General features: G+C 38.2%; 24 protein-coding genes. 18 read left to right on the top strand and 6 right to left on the bottom strand.

From position 1 onward, the window contains the following. Positions 1-379 precede the first annotated feature (379 nt). The 17 genes from AC07UV_RS20965 to AC07UV_RS20885 all read left to right on the top strand — a co-directional run bounded on the left by AC07UV_RS20965 (position 380) and on the right by AC07UV_RS20885 (position 10,860). Positions 380-1,702 (top strand): hypothetical protein, encoded by a 1,323-nt coding sequence (locus AC07UV_RS20965; RefSeq protein WP_495185176.1) that lies wholly within the window; start codon positions 380-382, stop codon positions 1,700-1,702. A 10-nt stretch (positions 1,703-1,712) separates the two neighbouring features. Beyond that, positions 1,713-2,210, top strand: coding sequence for a hypothetical protein (locus AC07UV_RS20960; RefSeq protein ID WP_495185175.1), 498 nt, complete (start codon positions 1,713-1,715; stop codon positions 2,208-2,210). A 91-nt stretch (positions 2,211-2,301) separates the two neighbouring features. Beyond that, positions 2,302-2,517 (top strand): hypothetical protein, encoded by a 216-nt coding sequence (locus tag AC07UV_RS20955; protein ID WP_495185174.1) that lies wholly within the window; start codon positions 2,302-2,304, stop codon positions 2,515-2,517. A 78-nt stretch (positions 2,518-2,595) separates the two neighbouring features. Then, the gene (locus tag AC07UV_RS20950) at positions 2,596-2,742 is read left to right on the top strand and encodes a hypothetical protein (RefSeq protein ID WP_495185173.1); all 147 of its coding nucleotides are present in this window, start codon (positions 2,596-2,598) and stop codon (positions 2,740-2,742) included. Between the two features lie 850 nt (positions 2,743-3,592). Continuing rightward, positions 3,593-3,991 (top strand): single-stranded DNA-binding protein, encoded by a 399-nt coding sequence (locus tag AC07UV_RS20945; protein WP_495185172.1) that lies wholly within the window; start codon positions 3,593-3,595, stop codon positions 3,989-3,991. Positions 3,992-4,044: 53 nt separating this feature from the next. Further along, positions 4,045-5,118 carry a DUF932 domain-containing protein gene (locus AC07UV_RS20940; protein ID WP_495185171.1) on the top strand — a complete coding sequence of 358 codons (1,074 nt, stop codon included), beginning with the start codon at positions 4,045-4,047 and terminating at the stop codon, positions 5,116-5,118. Positions 5,119-5,177: 59 nt separating this feature from the next. Then, positions 5,178-5,600: a hypothetical protein gene (locus tag AC07UV_RS20935; protein ID WP_495185170.1), complete on the top strand. Its 423-nt coding sequence runs from the start codon at positions 5,178-5,180 to the stop codon at positions 5,598-5,600. A gap of 4 nt (positions 5,601-5,604) precedes the next feature. Then, complete coding sequence (locus AC07UV_RS20930) at positions 5,605-6,015, top strand: hypothetical protein (RefSeq protein ID WP_495185169.1); 411 nt, start codon at positions 5,605-5,607, stop codon at positions 6,013-6,015. Next, on the top strand, positions 6,012-6,458 hold the full coding sequence (locus AC07UV_RS20925) for a hypothetical protein (RefSeq protein WP_495185168.1): 447 nt from the start codon (positions 6,012-6,014) through the stop codon (positions 6,456-6,458). Before AC07UV_RS20930 ends, AC07UV_RS20925 begins: the two co-directional genes overlap by 4 nt. Before the next feature lie 6 nt (positions 6,459-6,464). Next, a complete protein-coding gene (locus AC07UV_RS20920) occupies positions 6,465-6,821 on the top strand; it encodes a hypothetical protein (protein WP_495185167.1) in 357 nt (118 codons plus the stop codon). Further along, complete coding sequence (locus AC07UV_RS20915; protein WP_495185166.1) at positions 6,805-7,005, top strand: hypothetical protein; 201 nt, start codon at positions 6,805-6,807, stop codon at positions 7,003-7,005. The genes AC07UV_RS20920 and AC07UV_RS20915 overlap by 17 nt, the downstream gene beginning before the upstream one ends. A gap of 11 nt (positions 7,006-7,016) precedes the next feature. After that, a complete protein-coding gene (locus AC07UV_RS20910; protein WP_495185165.1) occupies positions 7,017-7,385 on the top strand; it encodes a hypothetical protein in 369 nt (122 codons plus the stop codon). After that, the gene (locus AC07UV_RS20905) at positions 7,372-7,926 is read left to right on the top strand and encodes a PRTRC system protein E (RefSeq protein ID WP_495185164.1); all 555 of its coding nucleotides are present in this window, start codon (positions 7,372-7,374) and stop codon (positions 7,924-7,926) included. The genes AC07UV_RS20910 and AC07UV_RS20905 overlap by 14 nt, the downstream gene beginning before the upstream one ends. Before the next feature lie 12 nt (positions 7,927-7,938). Then, positions 7,939-8,157: a PRTRC system protein C gene (locus AC07UV_RS20900; protein ID WP_495185163.1), complete on the top strand. Its 219-nt coding sequence runs from the start codon at positions 7,939-7,941 to the stop codon at positions 8,155-8,157. A gap of 17 nt (positions 8,158-8,174) precedes the next feature. Then, positions 8,175-9,332 carry a hypothetical protein gene (locus AC07UV_RS20895; protein ID WP_495185162.1) on the top strand — a complete coding sequence of 386 codons (1,158 nt, stop codon included), beginning with the start codon at positions 8,175-8,177 and terminating at the stop codon, positions 9,330-9,332. Positions 9,333-9,343: 11 nt separating this feature from the next. Continuing rightward, positions 9,344-10,051 (top strand): PRTRC system protein B, encoded by a 708-nt coding sequence (locus AC07UV_RS20890; RefSeq protein WP_495185161.1) that lies wholly within the window; start codon positions 9,344-9,346, stop codon positions 10,049-10,051. Then, entirely contained in the window at positions 10,048-10,860 is an 813-nt protein-coding gene (locus AC07UV_RS20885) for a PRTRC system ThiF family protein (RefSeq protein ID WP_495185160.1), read from the top strand. The genes AC07UV_RS20890 and AC07UV_RS20885 overlap by 4 nt, the downstream gene beginning before the upstream one ends. Positions 10,861-11,219: 359 nt before the next feature. Here the strand turns inward: AC07UV_RS20885 and AC07UV_RS20880 are convergent, their stop codons facing one another. The 6 genes from AC07UV_RS20880 to AC07UV_RS20855 all read right to left on the bottom strand — a co-directional run bounded on the left by AC07UV_RS20880 (position 11,220) and on the right by AC07UV_RS20855 (position 20,405). Beyond that, positions 11,220-12,053 (bottom strand): hypothetical protein, encoded by an 834-nt coding sequence (locus tag AC07UV_RS20880; protein WP_495185159.1) that lies wholly within the window; start codon positions 12,051-12,053, stop codon positions 11,220-11,222. 75 nt (positions 12,054-12,128) lie between these two features. Then, positions 12,129-13,223 carry an Imm5 family immunity protein gene (locus tag AC07UV_RS20875; RefSeq protein ID WP_495185158.1) on the bottom strand — a complete coding sequence of 365 codons (1,095 nt, stop codon included), beginning with the start codon at positions 13,221-13,223 and terminating at the stop codon, positions 12,129-12,131. An 11-nt stretch (positions 13,224-13,234) separates the two neighbouring features. Beyond that, positions 13,235-14,869: a hypothetical protein gene (locus tag AC07UV_RS20870; RefSeq protein WP_495185157.1), complete on the bottom strand. Its 1,635-nt coding sequence runs from the start codon at positions 14,867-14,869 to the stop codon at positions 13,235-13,237. A gap of 273 nt (positions 14,870-15,142) precedes the next feature. Next, positions 15,143-16,093: a hypothetical protein gene (locus AC07UV_RS20865; protein WP_495185156.1), complete on the bottom strand. Its 951-nt coding sequence runs from the start codon at positions 16,091-16,093 to the stop codon at positions 15,143-15,145. 4 nt (positions 16,094-16,097) lie between these two features. Next, entirely contained in the window at positions 16,098-18,191 is a 2,094-nt protein-coding gene (locus AC07UV_RS20860; protein WP_495185155.1) for a type VI secretion system Vgr family protein, read from the bottom strand. 477 nt (positions 18,192-18,668) lie between these two features. Continuing rightward, positions 18,669-20,405, bottom strand: coding sequence for a helix-turn-helix domain-containing protein (locus tag AC07UV_RS20855; protein ID WP_495185154.1), 1,737 nt, complete (start codon positions 20,403-20,405; stop codon positions 18,669-18,671). A 251-nt stretch (positions 20,406-20,656) separates the two neighbouring features. Between AC07UV_RS20855 and AC07UV_RS20850 the strand changes: the two genes are divergently transcribed. Continuing rightward, positions 20,657-20,896, top strand: a complete 240-nt coding sequence (locus AC07UV_RS20850) for a hypothetical protein (protein WP_495185153.1) — start codon at positions 20,657-20,659, stop codon at positions 20,894-20,896. The last annotated feature ends 5 nt before the right edge of the window (positions 20,897-20,901 follow it).

The raw sequence follows: 20,901 nt of genomic DNA, 5'->3' as shown, positions 1-20,901 counted from the left end.
AAAAAATCAATACAAAGCATCCTTTATAGTTAACACATAAGTAGACAAAATCATTATTTTTACGATAAAAGCTAAAAAAGGTTCGTTTCTTAATCACATTGTGTTCCCATGCTACATAAAGGTAATTGTCATAACTAAATGTTACAATTGGGAGCGGCATTCAATTTTAGGGAATAATTACTATAGCTTAAGGCATGTTTTTATGAAAAGTAAAAATAAAATTACACAACCTTTAACATTTTTTATTTATACTTGGCTATATAAAGTAAACCGAATGCAATGTTTCTTCTATGATTAATAGTGGAAAATTTTATAAACACAACTATTTATTTTTATGAAAAGAATTTATTTTATCCTACTGTGTTTCGCGGTGTTTTTTATGTTCAATGGATGCCAAAAGGATGACAGACCGACTGATCCAGAACAAACAGCGGTACAATCTGCTCAAGATATAACTAATTTATATCAGGTTACTTCAAAATACGGTTTGCACCGTTTTACAAAGAAGTACGGAAATCTTACACCTGATTTTAAGGGAATAGCCACTAAGCAAGTTGATGACCAGGAGTTTATCTCTCTTCCTTTGAGAATGGATATTAGCAGCAATGTTACACTTCAGCTGGTTATGATTAAGAATCAAGGAGAAACTTATGCGCAAGTCTCCGAATTTATTGCTGATCCAATCTCAAAAAAAGGTGCGAGAGAAGTAAATGGAACACTCACAATTTATCGTGTAAACGGAGTACTTTATAAAAAGTATCAGGTGACCGATGGAAAGACTTCGTTGATTACTAATAGCCCAATAAAAAAAGCTGGCGCAGGTATAAACGATGGTGAGGCAGATGAAGACGGCGATGGAATTCCTAATAAGGAAGATAAATGCCCTAATACTCCTGGCGATACTTGGGTTGATCCAACGGGCTGCCCGGTTGATAACGAGCTGCCGGAGGTTGTGGTACCAAATCCAAACCCTGGACCAGGCACTGGTCTACCCGGTGATGGCGGTTACAATCCTAATCCAGGCGGCCCTGACCCAGGCTGGCCCGGAGATGGAGGTGGTACTGATGGCGGCTCAATCGGTGGCAACGAGGGATATTACTATATATACAATAAAGTCTCAAACCCTTGTTTGAGAGCTATGGTAGGCGGAATTATTGATCGTGATATTAATTTTAAAGCAAATGAAAGCATGAAATCCATTTTTGGTGTAAATGGAAAATTTAATCTCATTTTTAATGATACTACAGGCTTGGCCAGTGGTGTAAATGGCAATGCAACTCCTAGCAAAATATATTTTGACACTAATGGTAATTTGCTCAGTATGGACGTTGATATCCAGCTGAATGTGAATAATTTACCGGGGTCCTCTCAGGAATTCATAGCCATGGTCGCTGTACATGAAGCAATACACGCCTACCTTAATTATAAAGGATATGCATTTTCTCATAACCAGCACGATGTTATGCTAGCAAATTATGTAGACCTTATGGCGAATTATCTGAAAGATAATTATAATATGCCAACAGCAGATGCTTACTCTGTTGCTATGGGTGGTTTATATGGAGCATTCCAAAATAGCGTCAATAACCAGACATGGGCTAACATAGAAGCAAAACTTGGAAGTAAATTACCATCTTTGAATGAACGGTCCAGACTTCTTGCCGATTACGAGACTGGGCACAAAGGCAAAAAATGTAATTAAACATATCGATATGAAAATAAGAATTATAATTGCAATCCTGTTAATTATCAACTATTGCACTGTTTTTGGTCAAAAGAATGATGAATTTCCTTCTTACGAAAAATTCAATTCAAGCTTCGCAGAACATTTAAAATACCCTGCTGAACTTCAAAAAAAGTGTGCTACGACATTTACACTAATGAAAGTAACTTTTGATCGTAGTGGTGAAGTTGAATTTCTTAGTTTTTCTGATAGTGCCGAACCAGAGTTTGTAAGTTTAATGCAAGAAATCAAAGATAAACTCGATTTCAAAAGTATTTATACAGACCTAAAAACAAAACAGAAAGACATTAAACAGGTTTTAATTCCAATTCACATTGATTTCGAAAAGATGGATGAATGTAAATCGACAATTACATCTGCAAACCTACAGAAAGTATATCGTTTTGCTGGGACTCCGATTTCAGGAGAATATTTTATGTATCCTGCTCTTTACGGCAGGTATGTTGTGGGAAGAACAATTGAGTGAGAAAAGTGAACAAGAATCTAGCAAATCACTTAGTCTTTATTTTTGACTGATTACATAATATCCTAGTTTACGCTTAGAATAGAATGTTACAATGCAAGAAAACGTTTCAAAAAATTTACTTATTAAATATTGCGAAAATGAATGCAGTAACGAGGAGATTGCTCTTGTCGAAAGCTGGTATCTAGCTCTTAGCAGACAAAATAAAGATGTCGAGATCACAATGGAAGATTTGGAAGAAACCAAGAAAATGCTGGATGCAACCCTATTTTCAAAATTAAATACAAGTTCTACGAACAATAAGAAATAAAACAATGATTTGACAGCGATTAGAATTTTTCAACTTAAATAAATTGATATGATAAAGCAGATCTTTAAATTAACCGCAATGGCATTTGCGATAGTAGTTTTTTCTTCCAGCGCAATTCCTGCACCTGGCGACCAAGATCAGGATGGCGTTGCAGATGACGTGGATAGATGTCCTAATACGCCGATAGGCATGCCAGTAGATGCCTATGGATGCCCGCTCTTTTAATGACTAAGGGTTGCGAATAGGACCTTAATATCCTAATTTATTTAGGCAATGGCTGTCATTCAGGAATCTCCCAATGATGGCCACTGCCTCTTTTTTATTCCTTTACTCCTAAAAATAGTACCCATGTTTACGGTAATTGAAATTATCAGATAAATTCACTTTACTGCTTTTATCCATAGCTTCTCTATACACTTATTCATCACCTGATCTCTTCAATAATCATTCAGACATTATTCTGTGGCGTGTTCGATCTGACCTGAACTTCAAACCCACTACTACAGATCGGTCGTGCTCTCCGCTATATCTTTTGCCCACAAAAGGATGCCGCTGCTATCACTCACGCGAGATCAGATCTTTTTAACATCTACTTTTAGCTATCCACAATTTACTTTCCCCGCAGTGGCAAAGCACATTATCTCGACCGCACAAACTCACCCGAAAAAGAGCTTTCTGCCCCCAGAACATAGCAAATTACAGGTTGTCTTCCCTGAGGCAGCCCCTTTCAACCTGCAATTCCCTATGAAATCACATTGCTTTTTAACCCAGATATTTTTCAGACAATAATTGTGGGGATCACTTTTTACAAAAGAACAGTCGAAAAAGACATTCAAAAGTACATAGGGCAGCCACCCCTCTAGCCGCAAAAGACTACGGCATAAACACAGGCAGCCGCACAATCCCATCCTTTATTCCGTTTCCTTTTGCCTTCTGCAATTGCCCAATGTACGGATTGACTTTCTTTTTTTTCCTGTTTTTTCTTTTGAAAAAAATGATTTGGGGCCGAGCCTCAGCAGGACTGAAAAGGGAACAAACGTAACAGGATTGTACAACAACTTAAAAACAGAAAGTTATGAACATTTCAGGAAGGCTGACACAAGATGCAACGGTCAGCACAACACCAACAGGTAAGGAAGTGGTAAACTTCAGTGTAGCAATAAATGACGGCTACAAAAACAGACAGGGCGAATGGGTGGATGAGACCGCATTTATTGAATGCGCCTACTGGCGGAGCGCAAAGGTCGCATCGTGGTTGTTAAAAGGTCGCTTTGTAGAACTATCGGGACGTATCAGCACTAGGGCATGGCTTGATAAGGACGGCAACCCAAAAGCAGGAATGAACTTCAACACTGCATTCATTAAGCCCGCAGGATGGGCGAAACCCAAACAGGTGGAAACGGTACAGGCCAGTGCAGAGCAAAGCACCGATAATACTGACAAGGACGCAGACGACAGCGACCTTCCATTCTAGGGAGGACAGCAAAGAAATCCAAATCATTTTTAACCCTTTAAAAAATAAAAATCATGGCACATAATATAAATTTCAACAACAGAACAGGCAGATATTCATTTTTCAGCGTAAAGGAAAAGGCTTGGCACGGCTTGGGACAGATTGTTCAGGACTACCCGACAAGCGCAGAAGCGATCAGACATGCAGGTCTTGACTACGAAGTCGAAAAAAGCCCCCTATTTACGAAGGGCTCAGGAATCGTACAAATTTCTGACGGTATCGTTATACAAGATACAGAGATCGAGGTTCCTAACTATTTTGCCAATATACGCACGGATAACAATACCGTCCTCGGGGTAGTGGGTAAAGACTACCATATTGTACAGAATAAAGATGCCTTTACATTTTTCGATTCTATTGTAGGTGGTGGTAGTGGTATTCTGTACGAGACTGCAGGGGCACTCGGAAAGGGTGAACGCATATTTATAACCGCTAAACTTCCAAATTACATCCGTATCGGCAACTCGGACGATGTCATTGAAAAATACATCTTTCTCACGACCTCCCATGACGGAAGCGGAAGCATAACGGCAGCCTTCACCCCTATCCGGATCGTCTGCCAAAACACCCTTAACGCTTCACTCCGTAACATGAGCAACGTGGTACGCATCAAGCATACCGCAGGAGCAAAACAACGTTTGAATGATGCCCATAAAGTCATGGGACTGGCTAATAACATGACCACACAAATGGACGGCATTTTTAACCATTGGGCAACAATTAAAGTTAAAGATAGTGAGATCAGAAAGCTAATACAGCTTGCTCTATGTCCGAACAAAGAATCCTATAACCTTTTGAAAAAAGGCGCAGACGATGAACTATCAACCATGTTCAAAAACACCGTTGATGATGCCTTTGCCTATGCCATGATGAACGATACCCAACAGCTTGAAACGACAAAAGGAACTCTTTTCGGAGCTTACAATGCCGTGACTGGCTACTTTCAGAATGTCCGCAATTACAAAGACAGCGAAGCAAAATTACAGAGCATCGTACTTGGCGGAACGGCAAAAGAGAAGTCCCAAAAGGCGTTTGACCTCTGTACGTCATTCGAGAAGATAGGAACAGATGTTTTTCAACTGAATTAAGCAAACCTTAAAAGGTGGCAGGATTGTAAAAAACTGCCACCTACAAAAAATATCACAACATGAAATCTCTAAAAGAAATGAACAACACGGAAAGAGCGTTTGCAGTCGCAAGGCTCTTCCCCGATCAGCTTGGAACATTGACCGACTTTATAAAAACCGAAATAGCGCACTTGCGTGACAAAGAACAGGATATAAGAAAAGCATGGCCACCAAACTGCATTGCAACTGCCAATTATTGGTACAGGCTTGTCCAAAATGCGGAGGAGATACTTGAAAAATTCGGTGTTCTGCTGTACCGCAATCCGAGGATTTTCGCAGACCAGCTTTTCTATCAGGACAATAGCGTTTTTGGTATTCACTGCCTGATAAAATGTGCAGGTTCAGGAACCTTGCCCCCTATGTTGAGACTGGCAATTGAACTCTATTTCGGAGACGATACGGTGGTCACCATTGATTTTAAGAAGAATAACTCAAAAATTTAAAAAGATGAAAACCTTAGATCACATGACCAATCTTGACAGAGGCTATTTGCTTGCAACATTGTTTCCCGATGAGCTGAAAGAACTGACTGAATTCATCAAAAAGGAAGCAGAACAATGGGGCAAATATCGCACAGAGGTGGAGAAACAGTGGACGGAAAAAAATACCAGTGTACAACTATGGTTCGAGTACATAGCCAATTTTGAGCGCAGATACTCCAAGAACGGTACAAGGTTGTACAAAAATAAAAAAACGTTCAGGGATCAACTGTTTGACGGTTACGATGCGCTCTTCATCATCCACGCCACCATACGTTACACGGAACAAAAGAAGTGTAGCCGTGAATTAAAATATGCCATTTACATGCTTTTCGGCACGCAGAAACTGATCGATATAAACTTAAATCCTCAGCCATGAAAAAAGCAGAAAAAATGACCGATGTCATGCTAATAAAGGCATTCAGCGAGATCGGTCGCAACAACCATGAAGTAGCCATTATCCCCCTTTGGGGGGACTGGCTAAAAAAGTCGCTTGAAACAACCGACCTACTCGAAATTCTGAACGTGGATTCCTTTTCGGGTCATATCGCCCGAAAAGAACACGGTATTTCCTTCCTGTTTTGCAGGACTGCGAAAGTACCATTCTATGAGCAGTGGCTAGGTGAAAACGGTCTGGCATTCTTGGAAGCAAAAACAGAGGAAATAGAACAGCTATGCAGGCACTTTGACTGCATTAAAAGTGATAAGCTTGTTGTACATCCCGATGGAACGGCAAATTATGAAGCATTTGAGGACATCAAATTTAGAACGGTGGATTTTGACATCAGACTAATTCAGGAAATTTTAAAATCCAAAAATTAAAACATCATGACACGATCAAACTTACATATCACATTATCTGACGGACAACAGATTATCTGCGTTGCGGACAGTACGAGCGCACCTGAACAGGGGTATATCGTAGAAGAATTATTTATCCCCCTTATGAACTTTGATGATTCCCATAAGGAACTGGAATTTCTCAGAAAGCATTGTACAATGGATGAAAGGCGGGTGAATGCTTCCTACCGCTATTACATCAACCTAATTACAAAGCAGGTCAGTATGTTCAAAGAAAACTACTACTACCGTACAGACCGATTTTGTAAAGGAGAGGATATAACGCAACGCTATACAAGCTACATAGAAAATCTAAATAACCAAGATAATGAAAAAAGAAACTGATACAGAACTGCAGGCACTTCACATCATTGCTGAAATGGTGATGAAGTTCGCACAGCTCCATGTTTTGAATATTAAGCAAGAAGACTGGAAACAGCTTCACACTGCAAGGCAATGCTTTGAGAATGTAATCCATGACAATGGATATCGCATGAACTATGACAAAAATTTAAAAATCACCTCGTAAAATTTTAAAAAATGGATATACTGGCAAAATATAAGTTCGCAGACTGGCTCTATAACAGGTTTGTCGAAAATTATAAAAATCAAAATATCGTGGAAGCTTTCATTTTCTTGGATATTCTTTCACGTTACCAAATGTTCGCAATGGAAGTCCGAAAGCTTTCTGATCAGCGGAGACATATAAAAGAACTCTACAGGGATATTAACAAGGCTCTGAAAAACGGAACCGCTCATAAACTCTTTCTCACAGGTGAGGAAGGTACAGCAGAATTTAAAAAGGAAATGAAAGCTTATGAAGTCTACCTACGGGAACAGGGCTTTTCAGAATCCTATATAACTGGGTGCGTAAGCGATAAAGCAATGAACTATTATGGAAACAGCTAATTTTTTTAAGCAGATTGCACAGATGGACATAAACAGCAAAATTAAGCTAACCATTACAAAGGCAACAGAAAACAAGATACTCGTATCTATCTTGATCGAGAACGACAGTTGCGGAGATAAGGCGAAGAATATCATTCCCCCTTTTAATCTGAAAGGTACTCCCGAAGAACTTGACAACGGATTCTTTGAGCATATCAAAAAACCCGTAAAAATGGCGGACGGACTGATTTCAAATATGCAGAACTTTCTTAAAGGTCTGGAAACAGCTCAGGCTAATTCGGCAATGGAAAAACAGAAATCTGATAAGGAAAAAGCAAAGGGCAAAAAATACAGCGAAGCTATGCTAAAAGCCGATGCTCTTGCAAAAGCAGGTAAATACAAAGAAGCATGGACAGCACTGCCAAAAGTCGGGGACTATCCTGAGCATAAAGAAGACATCAGAAAGAAACAGGATGAGTACGAAAAACAATTTGTGCCCGATCTCTGGTCAGCTTCCGAGCCGAAATCAGAACAGGTCGACCAACAGGAATATAACCCCTAAAAAAGCAATATTATGTTAGTAGCAACAGAACTTCAAAGAGTTTTTATTCTCAAAGAAAAGGAACAGGAAATCAGGCTAGATGATCCCGAACCAAAGTGGAACCTGCAGGCAGTTTTGAATTTCTATTCAAACAATTACCCTGCCCTGACCACAGCGAAAATTTCACGTCCGACAATCGTTGATGATATGGTAGAATATCGCTTCGAGACGGTAATCGGAACAAAAGGTTAAACAAAAAATCAAAACCCATGAACCATGCAGAAAAAATATCCGCAAACGGTAAAACTGCCCACCGCAGTAAGCCAGTCACTACTTCACCGCCAGTTAGGAGAGTTTGCAAACTGGATGAAACGACCAAAAGATGCAGGAGAAATCCGCAAGGACAGACGACAGTCCGTACCACCTGCGATGTTACCAATGCCTTTTTAGCGATGCAATTCTATCCTAGATTGCAGGAACCTGAAATTGGAGAAAATTACAATAGTTTAAAATTGGAGAGGGAGTTTTTTAAATCCCTCTCCAATATCTCCAAAAAAATGAATATTACTAAACTGGATTGTACAGGTGTTCCTTTCCCCTACAATATTTCGGAATCATTGGCGCACCTTAAAAAACAGCTCAAACTCGGCATGAATGACTGGCGGGAAATCAGATTGGTAAATGATGGGCAGAGTACCTTTTTCGCACGGGAAGAAAATTATGACACGGGTTCCACGCTATACTATGTCCCAGTGATTCCGCTTTATACAATCCTGCACAAAAAAGAGACTGCGAAAGCTAGTAAAATATTGGTTGCTGTATATTCCTATATTTATCAGGTACTCTGTGTTCCCTATTACAGAAATGCAGATTGTTATCTGAACTCTATGTATGAAATGCTCGAAAATTCATACGACGAAGAGGAGGAAGAAAACTATGATGATGAAAGTTTAGCCGAGTTCAAAGACGCTGAACTGATCGGAGACTATATCAAAGAGCTCATAACAGACAAAAAGAACCTTCAATCCTTTCAGAAGCTTATCAGCAACTTTGAACCAAAAAATGATTTTGACAAAGATATCCATTTAATTGCAACATCATTTTACGAACTCTATCATTGTTACCCCAATACAAGGATAGACTGCAAATATTATCCCCAACGTGTGCGGGAAGAAACAGATCATTTTGAGCGACCTATTACACTGGACAACTACGTTTCATTCTGCGCTTCTATAAAGGGAAAACTTTTTGAAACGCTCTGCTATTTCATCAATAATGAATTACAGGAATTTTCCGAAATAGATGAACCCACACGCTTTATTCCCTTTGACAACAGAAAAATGGAAAATAACGATTTTGATTTTGAAAAAAAGGTTTTCGATACGATTGACAACCTTATTAGACTTTGGCAGGAACATAATTTTTAAAAGTAGAATTCATGGAAGATATTACAAACAGCTTCGGAACCTATTTCGACCCTACATGCGCATTGGTTTTTTACCAAAACAAGGGCGGATATAATGAAACCTATGTCGAATACTTTGAAATGGAAAACGGTATACCCATCAATCCGCATCCCCTTTCGGTAAATGAGGGAACCCGATTGGCAACTGCGTTGAAAGTTGACGAAACAAATCTAAAGATGCTAAGATCAGATGGCATCCTTAGTAGTAACCTACTGTCCTTTGATTCAAAATCTACCACTATAGTCTGGTACACAAAAGCACAAGTTAGGAATCTGTTCTTTAATCAAAACCTCGGAATTAAGTCGGGAAAAGCGCATACCCCTCCAATGGTATGGGTCGCAGACAGGACAACGTTGAAGGTGTTTGCACTTTCAACATCGAGGAAACCCACCTCTAATACCCCTCTTTATTATGCCCCGTTTTTTAACGTTTATGAAGATGGTTCTGTCTGTTTGGGCACTGTAGATATTGCCACAGCAGAAACAGACTCAGTAAATGAACTGATGGCCTTGTGGGAAAGCTACTTTTTCAATAGTTACTTTTCCCACCTGATGGATGGCCACAACCCTTTTAATGGTAACTGCGTCATGTTGTGGGAAAATCTTATAGATACAGGAAAAACATTTCCAACTGACAGGCTCATAAAAACATCTAAAAAACTTAAAGACATTTTGTTATGAAAACAGCGAAATTAAATGTCCATTTTTTGGACAACTATCTGTTAAGTCCTACAAATCCCATTCGTGTAAACGTAATCGGTGCAGGCGGAACAGGCTCCAAGTTTATGACCGCCCTCATGGAAATCAATCATAGCCTGTTGGAACTCGATCACCCTGGACTGGACGTGCGTTTGTGGGACGATGATATTATTACAGCTTCCAATATCGGAAGACAACGGTTTGCAGATTCGGAAAAAAATCTTTATAAAGCACAGGCGATAATAAACCGCCTTAATCGGTGGGCAGGAACAAGCTGGAAAGCAGAGACAAGGAAATTTCAGCGTGATGCAGATGCAAAAATACCGACGGGAGCAGGAGCATCTATTTATGTATCCTGTACAGACACCGTCGCATCAAGAATAGAAATTTCTGAAATACTCCAACAGCTCAGTAAAGAAAATGGATACCATAGGGATGCTGGAAAATATTGGCTAGACCTTGGAAATACCAAGTTTTCAGGACAGGGAATACTTTCTACAATTGGAAAAATTGAACAGCCAACCTCCAAAAAATTTAAAACAGTGGATACCCTACCATCTGTTATTGAGGAATTCGGTAACGTTATGCAAACTTCGGAGCAGGAAGATGACACGCCAAGCTGTTCACTTGCAGAATCACTAGCCAAACAGGATCTTTTTATAAACAGTACCATAGCCCAGTTGGGAGCTTCACTTCTATGGAATCTGCTAAAAACCGGAATAACAGAAAACCGTGGCTTTTTCCTGAACCTGCAAAATTTTAAATCTCAACCCATCACCGTCAGCAGTTGAAAAAACTGCCGCGGCCAAAAGCCAACGGCTTTTGGCGAGAAAAGCGGCTACAACGGCTGGCCCCATCGCGATACCTCCACAAGCTCAGCCGTTGTGAGCTATCTGTGGGATACAAAGTATCCCAATTAGCTTCGCATACAATTTTTTATTCTACTTAGATCTTCCCAAAAGATACATAAATTGGAGATAGCTTTGTCAGTCTCACCAGACCTCAATTGGTTAATTATACGCCGTAATATGCTCTCTACTTTCAGATCATTCATTACTTTACATTTATTTTTAACGTGTAAAATTCTTTGCAAAATAAAAGCCACCTTACAGGTGGCCTAAGTTTAATTTACTTATTAAGGTCGAAGATATTAATAATTGCCATTTAAAAATGTCGAATTTTTCCACCCAGCAATCCAGTTATCTGCTACTAAGTGAAATAGTTCATCGTCAGTTTTAGATTTTAATGTTTCTAAAGCTTCGGCAACATCTTTCAGTAGCCAACCCTTACTATTTAATGTGAGCCATGCTTCCTTCAATTGGTTGTTTAATATATAATCTTCAAATAATTGTTTTTTATCTGTTTCCTTAATTAACCATTTTGGTGTATCAACCCTACTCTTTACAATTTCATAGGCAGATGGTGAAATTTCAAACAAGCATGAGTTTATAACTTGAGATTCATTAAGATTGTCATATGAAGAGGGAAAATCCCCCTTATATGTTCTCATATCTTTAATTATATATAGGGGCAAATTATTTTTGAAATAAACTAATTCATCAAAATAATCCTTATTATCTCCATATTTATTAGAAAAATCATCTAATTCCTGATATTCGTCAAAATTTATTTTGCCAGCGAATTCAATGATTTCCTCCGTAAGACCTTCATCAGACATAATCATTGGTAAAATCAGATATACGGAGAGTTGTTTAAAATTAAATGCAGTTTCAACTATCGAACCATATTCTAAATCTAATTCCACAAAAGTATTTTTTCTGTCAATAAAAAAATGATTAATGATCCCTTTATACGATGCTCCGTACCCCAAAAATAAAGGAATCAGACAGGGAGGATGCTGATACCAATATTGATCAACAGAATTATAATCGTCGTGATATGGTATGGCAATTCTTTTAAAAATTAAATTTTGGAGATTAATATTTATATTTAGTTTATCTACAATTTTCTTTAATAACTCCATTGCTTAAATATAAAATACATTTGCGCAAAATTTTAATAATTCTGGCTCCTTCTAATGCTGATATATAGATTAATCTCACTTTAAATATTGTAAATTACTCTTTTCTATAATCTCTCGCCACCATGTAGGAACAAAAGCTTTAGCTCGCGGATACTCAGAAAACTCAGCAATAAAATCTCCTTTATCTGGCTCTTCTCCCTCGTAGATTTGATATTTATCAAAATTATAATTTACGATATAACTTCTGTCAGGTTCAATTGTAATTTTATAACTAAACCACGTACCCTCTCTTGGGCTCTGCTGATAAATATTATCTTTTATTTGCTGCATCAATTCCACAGTGGATTCGTCACCATCATATAAATAATAAGTCAGATCTATTCTTTTCTTTATTTTGTCGTCAAAATAATGGGCGATCATACCATTTCCCCCAATATTTTGCCCCTCTACCTCTACTTTCATCCAATTTATGTTAGGTGAAGAGTTTTCTAAATCTTTCAATACTAAATCAATTACTTTTGTTAATTTGTCTTTAACAAAATCATTATTAGTCTCAATTGAACGAGTAATACTATTTGAACCCTGAAGTGTTGTTAAAGGAATTTTTGGACTGATTGATAAGGATGGCGAATTATAAACTTTTAAAACGGTTTCTAAATACCAATTCCAAAATATCCTACGCTTATCTATGTTTCCACGACCAAGAAACGGATTTCCGCCGGAATATACGTTAGATGCATAAAAATCAGTATTCCATTCTTCCCAATCAAATTTGTCATCATCTTGCCCATGATAATCTTCGATATTTAAGATACCTTCAGCATTAAAGGCTATACTCTTGCATAGAGCCATTGTTGCTGCTGCCACACCAGAATAAACTTCATCCTGGAAAGACTCTAAATAGTTTTTGTATTTATCAAATATTTTCTGAAAATCAATCTCTTTCTTAGCATAAAGAAAATCTTCAGCATCAACTAATATTTCTGAAATTGAACTATCATTTATTTTAAATTCAAGGTAAACAAATTTACAGCACTCTAAATACACCTTATTTATTAAAGAAGGGCTGCCTAAATCTTTAGCTACTTTTACTCTTTGCGAAAGGGGTAGATTCCCGTTCGGATACCTTTCTAATTCTTCCTTTAATTTTTTTATTAGTTCTAATATCATTGTATATTTTTTTATCTTTTAATAAAAATAGGTTTTGATCCATCTGGTTTAAAAATATAAGTTCCTTCGGGATCAGTAACAACATAATCTTCACCGATTTTGACTGCGTGTTTTTGTGCCATCGATTTACAATTAGCGCACATTTTTCTTGAAACACCTATTGCATCTTTAGGATTATCAGTCATCATTTGTTTTTCTGCATGACTAGCACTTGCTTGCCCCTCAACGCCATTATCAATGCTGGAATTTACATCAAATTCATGTCCCAAATCATTTTTGCCGTAATCTAAAACTTTTTCAGGAGATACATCGGCAACTCCTTCACTTTTTTTAAACTTATTGCTTACTCTACCTTCTGACCATCCACTTACAGTTTTAGATCCGTCACTGGCAACTGTTTTTTCTGCCTTGCTATTGGGTAAATTATCGTATGCTTTTTGTGCTCTATCGTAAGCTGCTTGAGATTCAATTATTTTTTGCGACCTGGTTTTAGGTATCGCATCTGCCATCTCAAAGGTCTCTTTTTCTCCCGCTGGTCCACCTGATTCACTTTCTGCTATATTGGTATCTTTAACAGTTTGCTCTTCGTCAGTCTTTTTAGTTTCACCATCTTTTGCAGTTTCTTCAACTTTGCTCTTTGGTTCTGTCTTACTAGTCAGCTCTTCAGGTGCCTTATGTACAGGTGATAACAGCAATGCCATACCCGCAACATCCTGCCAGCTTGTGGAATATCCTGTCCCATCCTCCTTTTTCCATCCTAATGCAGTGCCGGCCATGTTCTGACCAGATTCGTACATACCAGTCTCCATTGCAAAAATTCCTGTTCCCGCTGCTCCCCATCCTGACTCTCCTGTATTACCATAATGCCCCAAACCTGCCTGTGTAGCAGTAGCTGTACGTAAACCAGCTGCTGTACCAACCGTTGTCCATACGGCGGTTGTACTTGCTCCAGCGCCAGCATACCCAAAGGAAGCCGCAATGTTTTTTACAATATTCATTGGGCAACTCTTTGCAAATTGCCACGCCGCCTGACCAATGCCTCTTATTCCGCCACTTGCAAATGCTGAGGCACCACCAGCCCATAATGCACCTGCCATACCTACGGCTGCACCAGCCATCATTCCCTCCATTAGTTTACCCAAATAATTGGATGCACCTAATGCAATGGCCTGATTCCAGCTTTTTATTTTAGGATTAAAGGTAACTATGCCCCCGGGAATTTTGCAGGTCATTTTATAATCGCCCGTCACCTGTGTTACGCCCTGTATTACAGTCTTATTCGCTTTGGGAACCTCTTTCCACTCTCTTATTTTAGCACCCAAATGGCCACACAGCATAGTGCCTACAACGGCCCCCCATGCAGCACCCGCTAAACCAGCAAGTGCCCCTAATGCTATTAACGCTGCACCTCCTGTAGCCACAGTCAATGCAGCAATTACAACAACCGCTGCGGCCAACAGTGCATATATTAACATTAGCTTTGTACAGCCGAAATCTATCCAGCTGCTGGTCGCTTTATCATTAACAGTGATATACTTTTCTCCGGATGCTTTTTTTGTGGTTTTATTGGAGCCTTGCAGCTGTGCGGGTACAGCACCGTTAGTACATACCCAAAAGTCGTTCTCAGTGATTCTCTTATTGCCCACTTCCTACTTTTTTCAATATTTTCTTTCTTGAATGATGTGCCAATCTGACCTTTTCTCCATGATATATTTTTTGAAACATATGCTGTCGAAGAAATATATAGTCGCCTTTCCTGATAGTTTTTTCGATAAAAAATGAAGATCTTGCAGAATTGCTTTTATAACCTATTCGAATTTGGATGTTCCCTAATCGAAAAGTCTTGTCCCATTTTTTATCATTCTTATCATTGGATTCTTTTATATATGTGGGTTCCATAATTTTACTCAATGCATAATTTATGTCCATCTAACACCATATATTTTTTCATCAATTCCTTCTTTGCCACTTATGCCTTTTTCTTCCACATTATTTCCGTTTTCAAGGATTTTCTTTTCTGAATCACTCAACATCGTAAACTTAAATTTATGATATAATTTTTCCGGATCTATCTCTTCTATTTTGATTACTGAAGATCTCCTGAGTCTGCCAGTTTCATATTCTAAAGTCCGTTCTTCAGTGTGGATCATTTTGATTTGCTCGGGATCAATCTTTATCTTGTCTTTAAATTGTTGGTAAGCGGCATTACAAAAACCATCAGTCAATGGTAATTTTGGCAATGAAGTGGTTTTAATGGTTACAATTTCTTTCCCTTGCGTAGGAAGCACTGGATCACTTTCAGAATTAAGGTTCCACTCAAGATTTGCAGTATTAAAAATATTTGTACCAAAAACCTTTTTTGCCATTGGCAGATCTGTATCATATACATGACCGAAATACATTGCAAAAAATTCATTTGCTTGCACGGCCACTTTTACTTTATCGACGTTATTGAACAGCTCGTCATGCAAAGAAATTGCTTGTTTCAGCTCTTCATTTCCTGAAATATGCTTTTCCATTTCAGCTTTAGTCTCTCTCCATTTTGATAAAATTAGATCGCTGTTCAACACTTTGAGTACTCTACCATTGGGTTCAATTTGCAGATGTAACTCATTATACATTCGGCCAAAGACCTGACTTACTTGAGCCACCTCATTGACCATTGGATTATTTGCCTTTACAACTTTACTTTCCAAAACTAATAACCTCACTTCCACACAATCTTCCTTTATATTTAGTACTTGAAAATCATACCTTATTTCAACTGTTGATAGGATCGTAGATTCTATTGCGTTTACTTCTGCATCAATGGAAAGAGTATATTGATCTCTAAAGGGCTGTCGTATTTTAATTCTTTTATCGTTTATCATACCATTAATTTATAAATACATCTCCACCTGTAATTTTCACTTCACTTGTCACGATCATTCCTGGGCTTCCTTTCGCTTTTCCCACATTGGTTATAGATGTTCCTTCAACATTGACCGTTTTAGCCTGAACAGTGATACTTGAACCATCAATAGTAATGGAACTACCTCCAACTTTTAAAATAACTTTAGAGGCACCAGTCAAATCGATTACACCATCAGCACCCATAGTTAGAACACTTTTACCTTTGCCAACATTGGTGGAGTGCTGACTGCCAGCAACTACATCATGCTTACTATTCGCAACAGTAGCAGCATTTCCAGCACCATCAAATTTCATATTGGCACCGCCCTGATCGGTAAGAAAAACAGAACCTTCACCATCGTTTAGCTCAAGCTTGTTTCCACTTCTACTACTTAAACTTTTGATATTATTTCCTTCCCCACCCCCAGCGCCGATTGCACCATGGTACATTCCCCCCATAACAAAAGGTCTGTCCGGATGTAGATGTACAAAGTTCACTATGACTTGGTCACCAACTTCTGGAATTGACATAAATCCTCTGTTTTTTCCAACTTTATCACTACTACCAGCATCAGGTGTCATTACCCGAATAAATTCTGTAGTATCTTGTCCCCTTTGCCAATCCAGCTGTACCTGTACCCTGCCCTGATTAAGCGGGTCTGAATTTGAGATTACTTTTCCAAACTGCGGTTCGGCTATTGGGACGGTAAATTCCGGCCTTGGGATGTACCCTGTATCAGATGCAATTGCCTGAAAAGTGCCGTCGTAATACCCCCTTGCATCGACCTCATGCGTCACCTCGATCAACATCAATTTGGTAAAATACGAGGTTTCATTGCTATCAGGCTTTCGCATTTCTACTTCTGCAATACAGCCGGGGTAAAGAAATGGAACAGTTGTATTTCCAGAGGTAACAAAAACTTCGGATGCTTTGCTACCCGCAGTCCCTTTTTGTGAAGCATCAATATCCATAAAAGAAGAGGCTCTTATCGGAGCAACCCGTAAAGACGGTGTCTGAAATGTTCTTTCAGAAATCTCATAGGCACGTTTTGCTATATCAGAAGTGTGGTTGATTTTGGAATCACCCCCTGTAAATCTCTCATTTTTGCTACTATTATAACCATAAAATGAAGGATTAACATGTTGAGCCTTCATCTTAACCTTAATATCGGTCAGATTACTACCATAGGTTAACTTTACAGGCTTCTCCTGTGGTGGTAGTTGACCAAAATGCAATACCTCACCATCATAGAAAAATTGCTCCCCATAAGCCTCGGCAATTCTCGCCAAATAATTGTAATGGGTTTCTTCATATTGAGAACTGTAAGGTACATTACCCTGCTTTGCATCCACTCTAAAGTCAAATTTCCCATGTCCTAAACCTTGCTTAATTACTTCCGTAGCTATGCTATTCAGGCTAATCGGTTGGGCTCCTCCAAAGCTTTGAATATGGGGTGCTGCATCCAACAATATTGTTGGACTGGAACCGGAAATGACAAGATTTCCAAGACTTCCCTGATCTTGGCTGAAGCCTACTTCAGTAATAACTCCCACAAAATTTCTTTCTGGGCTATTATCAACATCTTTATATTTAAAGACAATGGTTATTCTTTTTCCAAGAAAATTTTGGGCCTCTTGGAGATTGTGGTTCTCCGCTGATCCTAAAGTATCATGAGCTAATGTAAGCTCAAACTCATGATGTTTTATGGCGCTTTGGGTAAGTTTAAAATGCTTGAAATATTTAACTACTTTTCCATCGACAACAATATCGAGTTTAACTATCCTGTTGATCCCTGCAATCGCATTTTCGGGAATCCCCGCTGCATTAAATATTTTAGAAGTCGGTTGTTTTGCCCATACTTTTTCTTTAATAATGGTAGGGTCATTCGGTAACAATGGCTGATTCAAAAACTGTTTGCCAGTATCCGCTATATTTTTTGCCTGTGCAAGATATTCTTTTTGTGGCCCTGGAATGTGAGGGACACTATCTAAGGTAACATCCTTTAAAGTATCCGAAACTTTTTTCTTGGATGAATCTATTCCTTTGTCGGAAAGATTATCTTCTTGTTGAAACATGATAACATAATTTTTTTCGGTTGTGTTATTTATATTTAATTATCACCCAGCGGAGAAGTTGTTTTGCTCAGAGATATTGACTGTAAAATGTATAGAACTTGTGAGAAGGCTATTGTATTACTGGTCTGAGATAGGTACAAACAGAATTTCTATGGAGTGAAATTCCTCTTTAGCATTAAGATACGCTAACTATTTCGGGGTTGTTTTTCATTTTTTTTCATAAGCTCTTTAGTGATTTTGGTTTTGCAATATAGTACCTTAGAAATTCACGACAAAATGAATTAGGTATTATTTTAAAAATTGTAGTAATACTACTATTCAGCATTTTACTTAATTATTTTGGGAAAAAGTGAGTATCGATAGCCTGCAAGACAATATGCTGTAATTAGAAAATATAATAGCATCGCTACATAATGTTCACGTTACTGTATTAAGGCAGAGCTGAAAAAAATGGTTTTGAAACTTCTATCCAATTTTTTAAATAACTGGCCCAATGGCGAGATTCTCCTCCATACTGTTATCTTTAGCACGTCTCTTGATAAAATCTGCCGGACCGATTCCATTGATTTCACGAAAAAGTTTCGAAAAATTGTTCCTTGATGACATGCCACATTCTTCTGCAAGGGTTACGATCTTGTATTTGCGGTATTCGGGGTCATTGTATAGCTTGTCGGTTATGTACCTAATTCGCAGTTCTATCAGATACTTCGTAAAATTCATCCCTTTGTACTCATTTACGATCTGAGATAGATAGTAGTGATTCGTATCAAATTTATCAGCCAGCTTATGCTGAGTAAGACCGTTTTCTCTAAACCCTCCCTTACTCTCAAAATCCTTCAATTTATTCAGGATTTCTTCTACAATCTTAGGATCAATTTCAAGTTTGCTCCCATCCTCTTTTTCTTGTGTCTTGTCCCCTACATGGACTTCTCTGGCTTTTATCTTTTCTTCTAAAATGTAATATTTCCGACGGACTCTTTGCGCCCTTCTTTTATAAAATAACATGGTAGCAGCGAAGCTGAAAGCGACAGTACCTAGGCCCCATTTGGCTAAATTATCCTTGGCAGATTTCTTTTCGAGCCGCTTCTTATCTTCTTTTAGCACACGTGTATCATACTCCTTACTCATCCTACGGAGTAAATAGTTAAAATCCCTGAATAGAACGCTATCTACCTTTAAAAGCTGATTTGTATAATATAATTGTTGCTCAACATCATTATTAGCTTTGTAGTGGTCAATTAAAAGCTCATAGGTATCCCGTACTTCGGGAACAATAAAGGCATGCTTCTGAAATATAGAATCGACCTTTTCAAAATTTCTCAAAGCATGGGATTTATCACCAAGACCAAGATAGGATTTTCCTAAATAAGAATAATTTACCGCTAACCACGCAAAATCATTAATTTTTGAAAGTGCTGCGGAAGAAGCGGAAAAGGATGCAATCGCGGTGGAATATTCTTTTTTATGGAACTCGGAAATACCTTTTTCTTTCAAAAAATATCCGGATTCTTGCCGATGTTCTTTGTTTGCACCGATTTCAATCAGTCCGACGCTAACAATTGAATCTGCAAGGGTATACTTGCCCATGTTTCGATAGCAAATTGCCATTTGGTGAAGACTATTATAGTAGCCTCTTCGAGAATCATATAGAATATTCGGATGTTGTTTCTTGCTTAGTTCTAACGCAAAATAATTCTGTGTCTTCATAAAAATCGGCAATGCTTCATCGTAAAAACCAATATAGCTTTTAACAACACCGATGAGATAATTTAACCTGTTTTTATAATAAGGATCTGTTCCTTTATCCGCATACTGAACCGCTACGAGAAACTCCTGCAATGCCAATTGGTATTTTTTAAAGTGGAAATAATAGACAACACCTTTTTCAAGATAGGCAGAACTTACTAATGAATCTTTACGTGATAATTTGGCGGCAATTATTGTACTATCTGCAAACTTGAGTTTTATGTTACGATCGGAAGAGAATTCGACGCCGTCTGCATATCCCTGATATAATTTTCCATAATCCTTATCCTTTTTTGCCTCAGCTATGTACTGACGAATAAACGGTAGTGCCCTGACATCGTTCTCTGAAAACACTTCATAATTTCTCCGGATATAGTAATATTTACTGTACTCTTCTTTTTGGGCACAGACCAATTCACCGTAGAATAAACATAAAACAATAATGATATGAAAAGAGGAGAATTTCATAGGTCAAGTTTATATAAAATTAGGAAAATTCGCCAAATCATGAATTATCAAAAACGAAAATATCCAACCTACCACAAAAACCATTTAAAGTACTGATTTAAAACATATTAATCATGCTCAAATTGAACAATTTGAGCATTCAAATTGTTCAACGGGCGCACCAAACAGTTTTTTCGTGCTCCAATGCCCTCTAACTTCGCTCATGAATTCGAAATAACCGGCCGGGATAATTCTTAAAATTTTTAAAGAAAATGAAGACCATTATCTCAACAATATTAATCATCACAGGAACTGTCCTTTTGCACTCCTGTAGAGAATCCGAAATAGAGGAACCGTTAGAACTAGAAAAACAGAAAATTGTCAACTCAAAAACAGAAACGTCAAAAAATAACGATACAATTCAGGCGGGAGTTGTTTACGATCCTGAAACTGACGAATCCATAAAAGATCCACCGATCAGACATGGTGGCCAATGGAAAATCTCGAAATAATACTC

Source organism: Sphingobacterium sp. GW821-FHT03E03 (assembly GCF_059420745.1).
The sequence above is the reverse complement of the archived record's forward strand: the minus strand, read 5'-3'. Positions and strand labels throughout refer to the sequence as shown.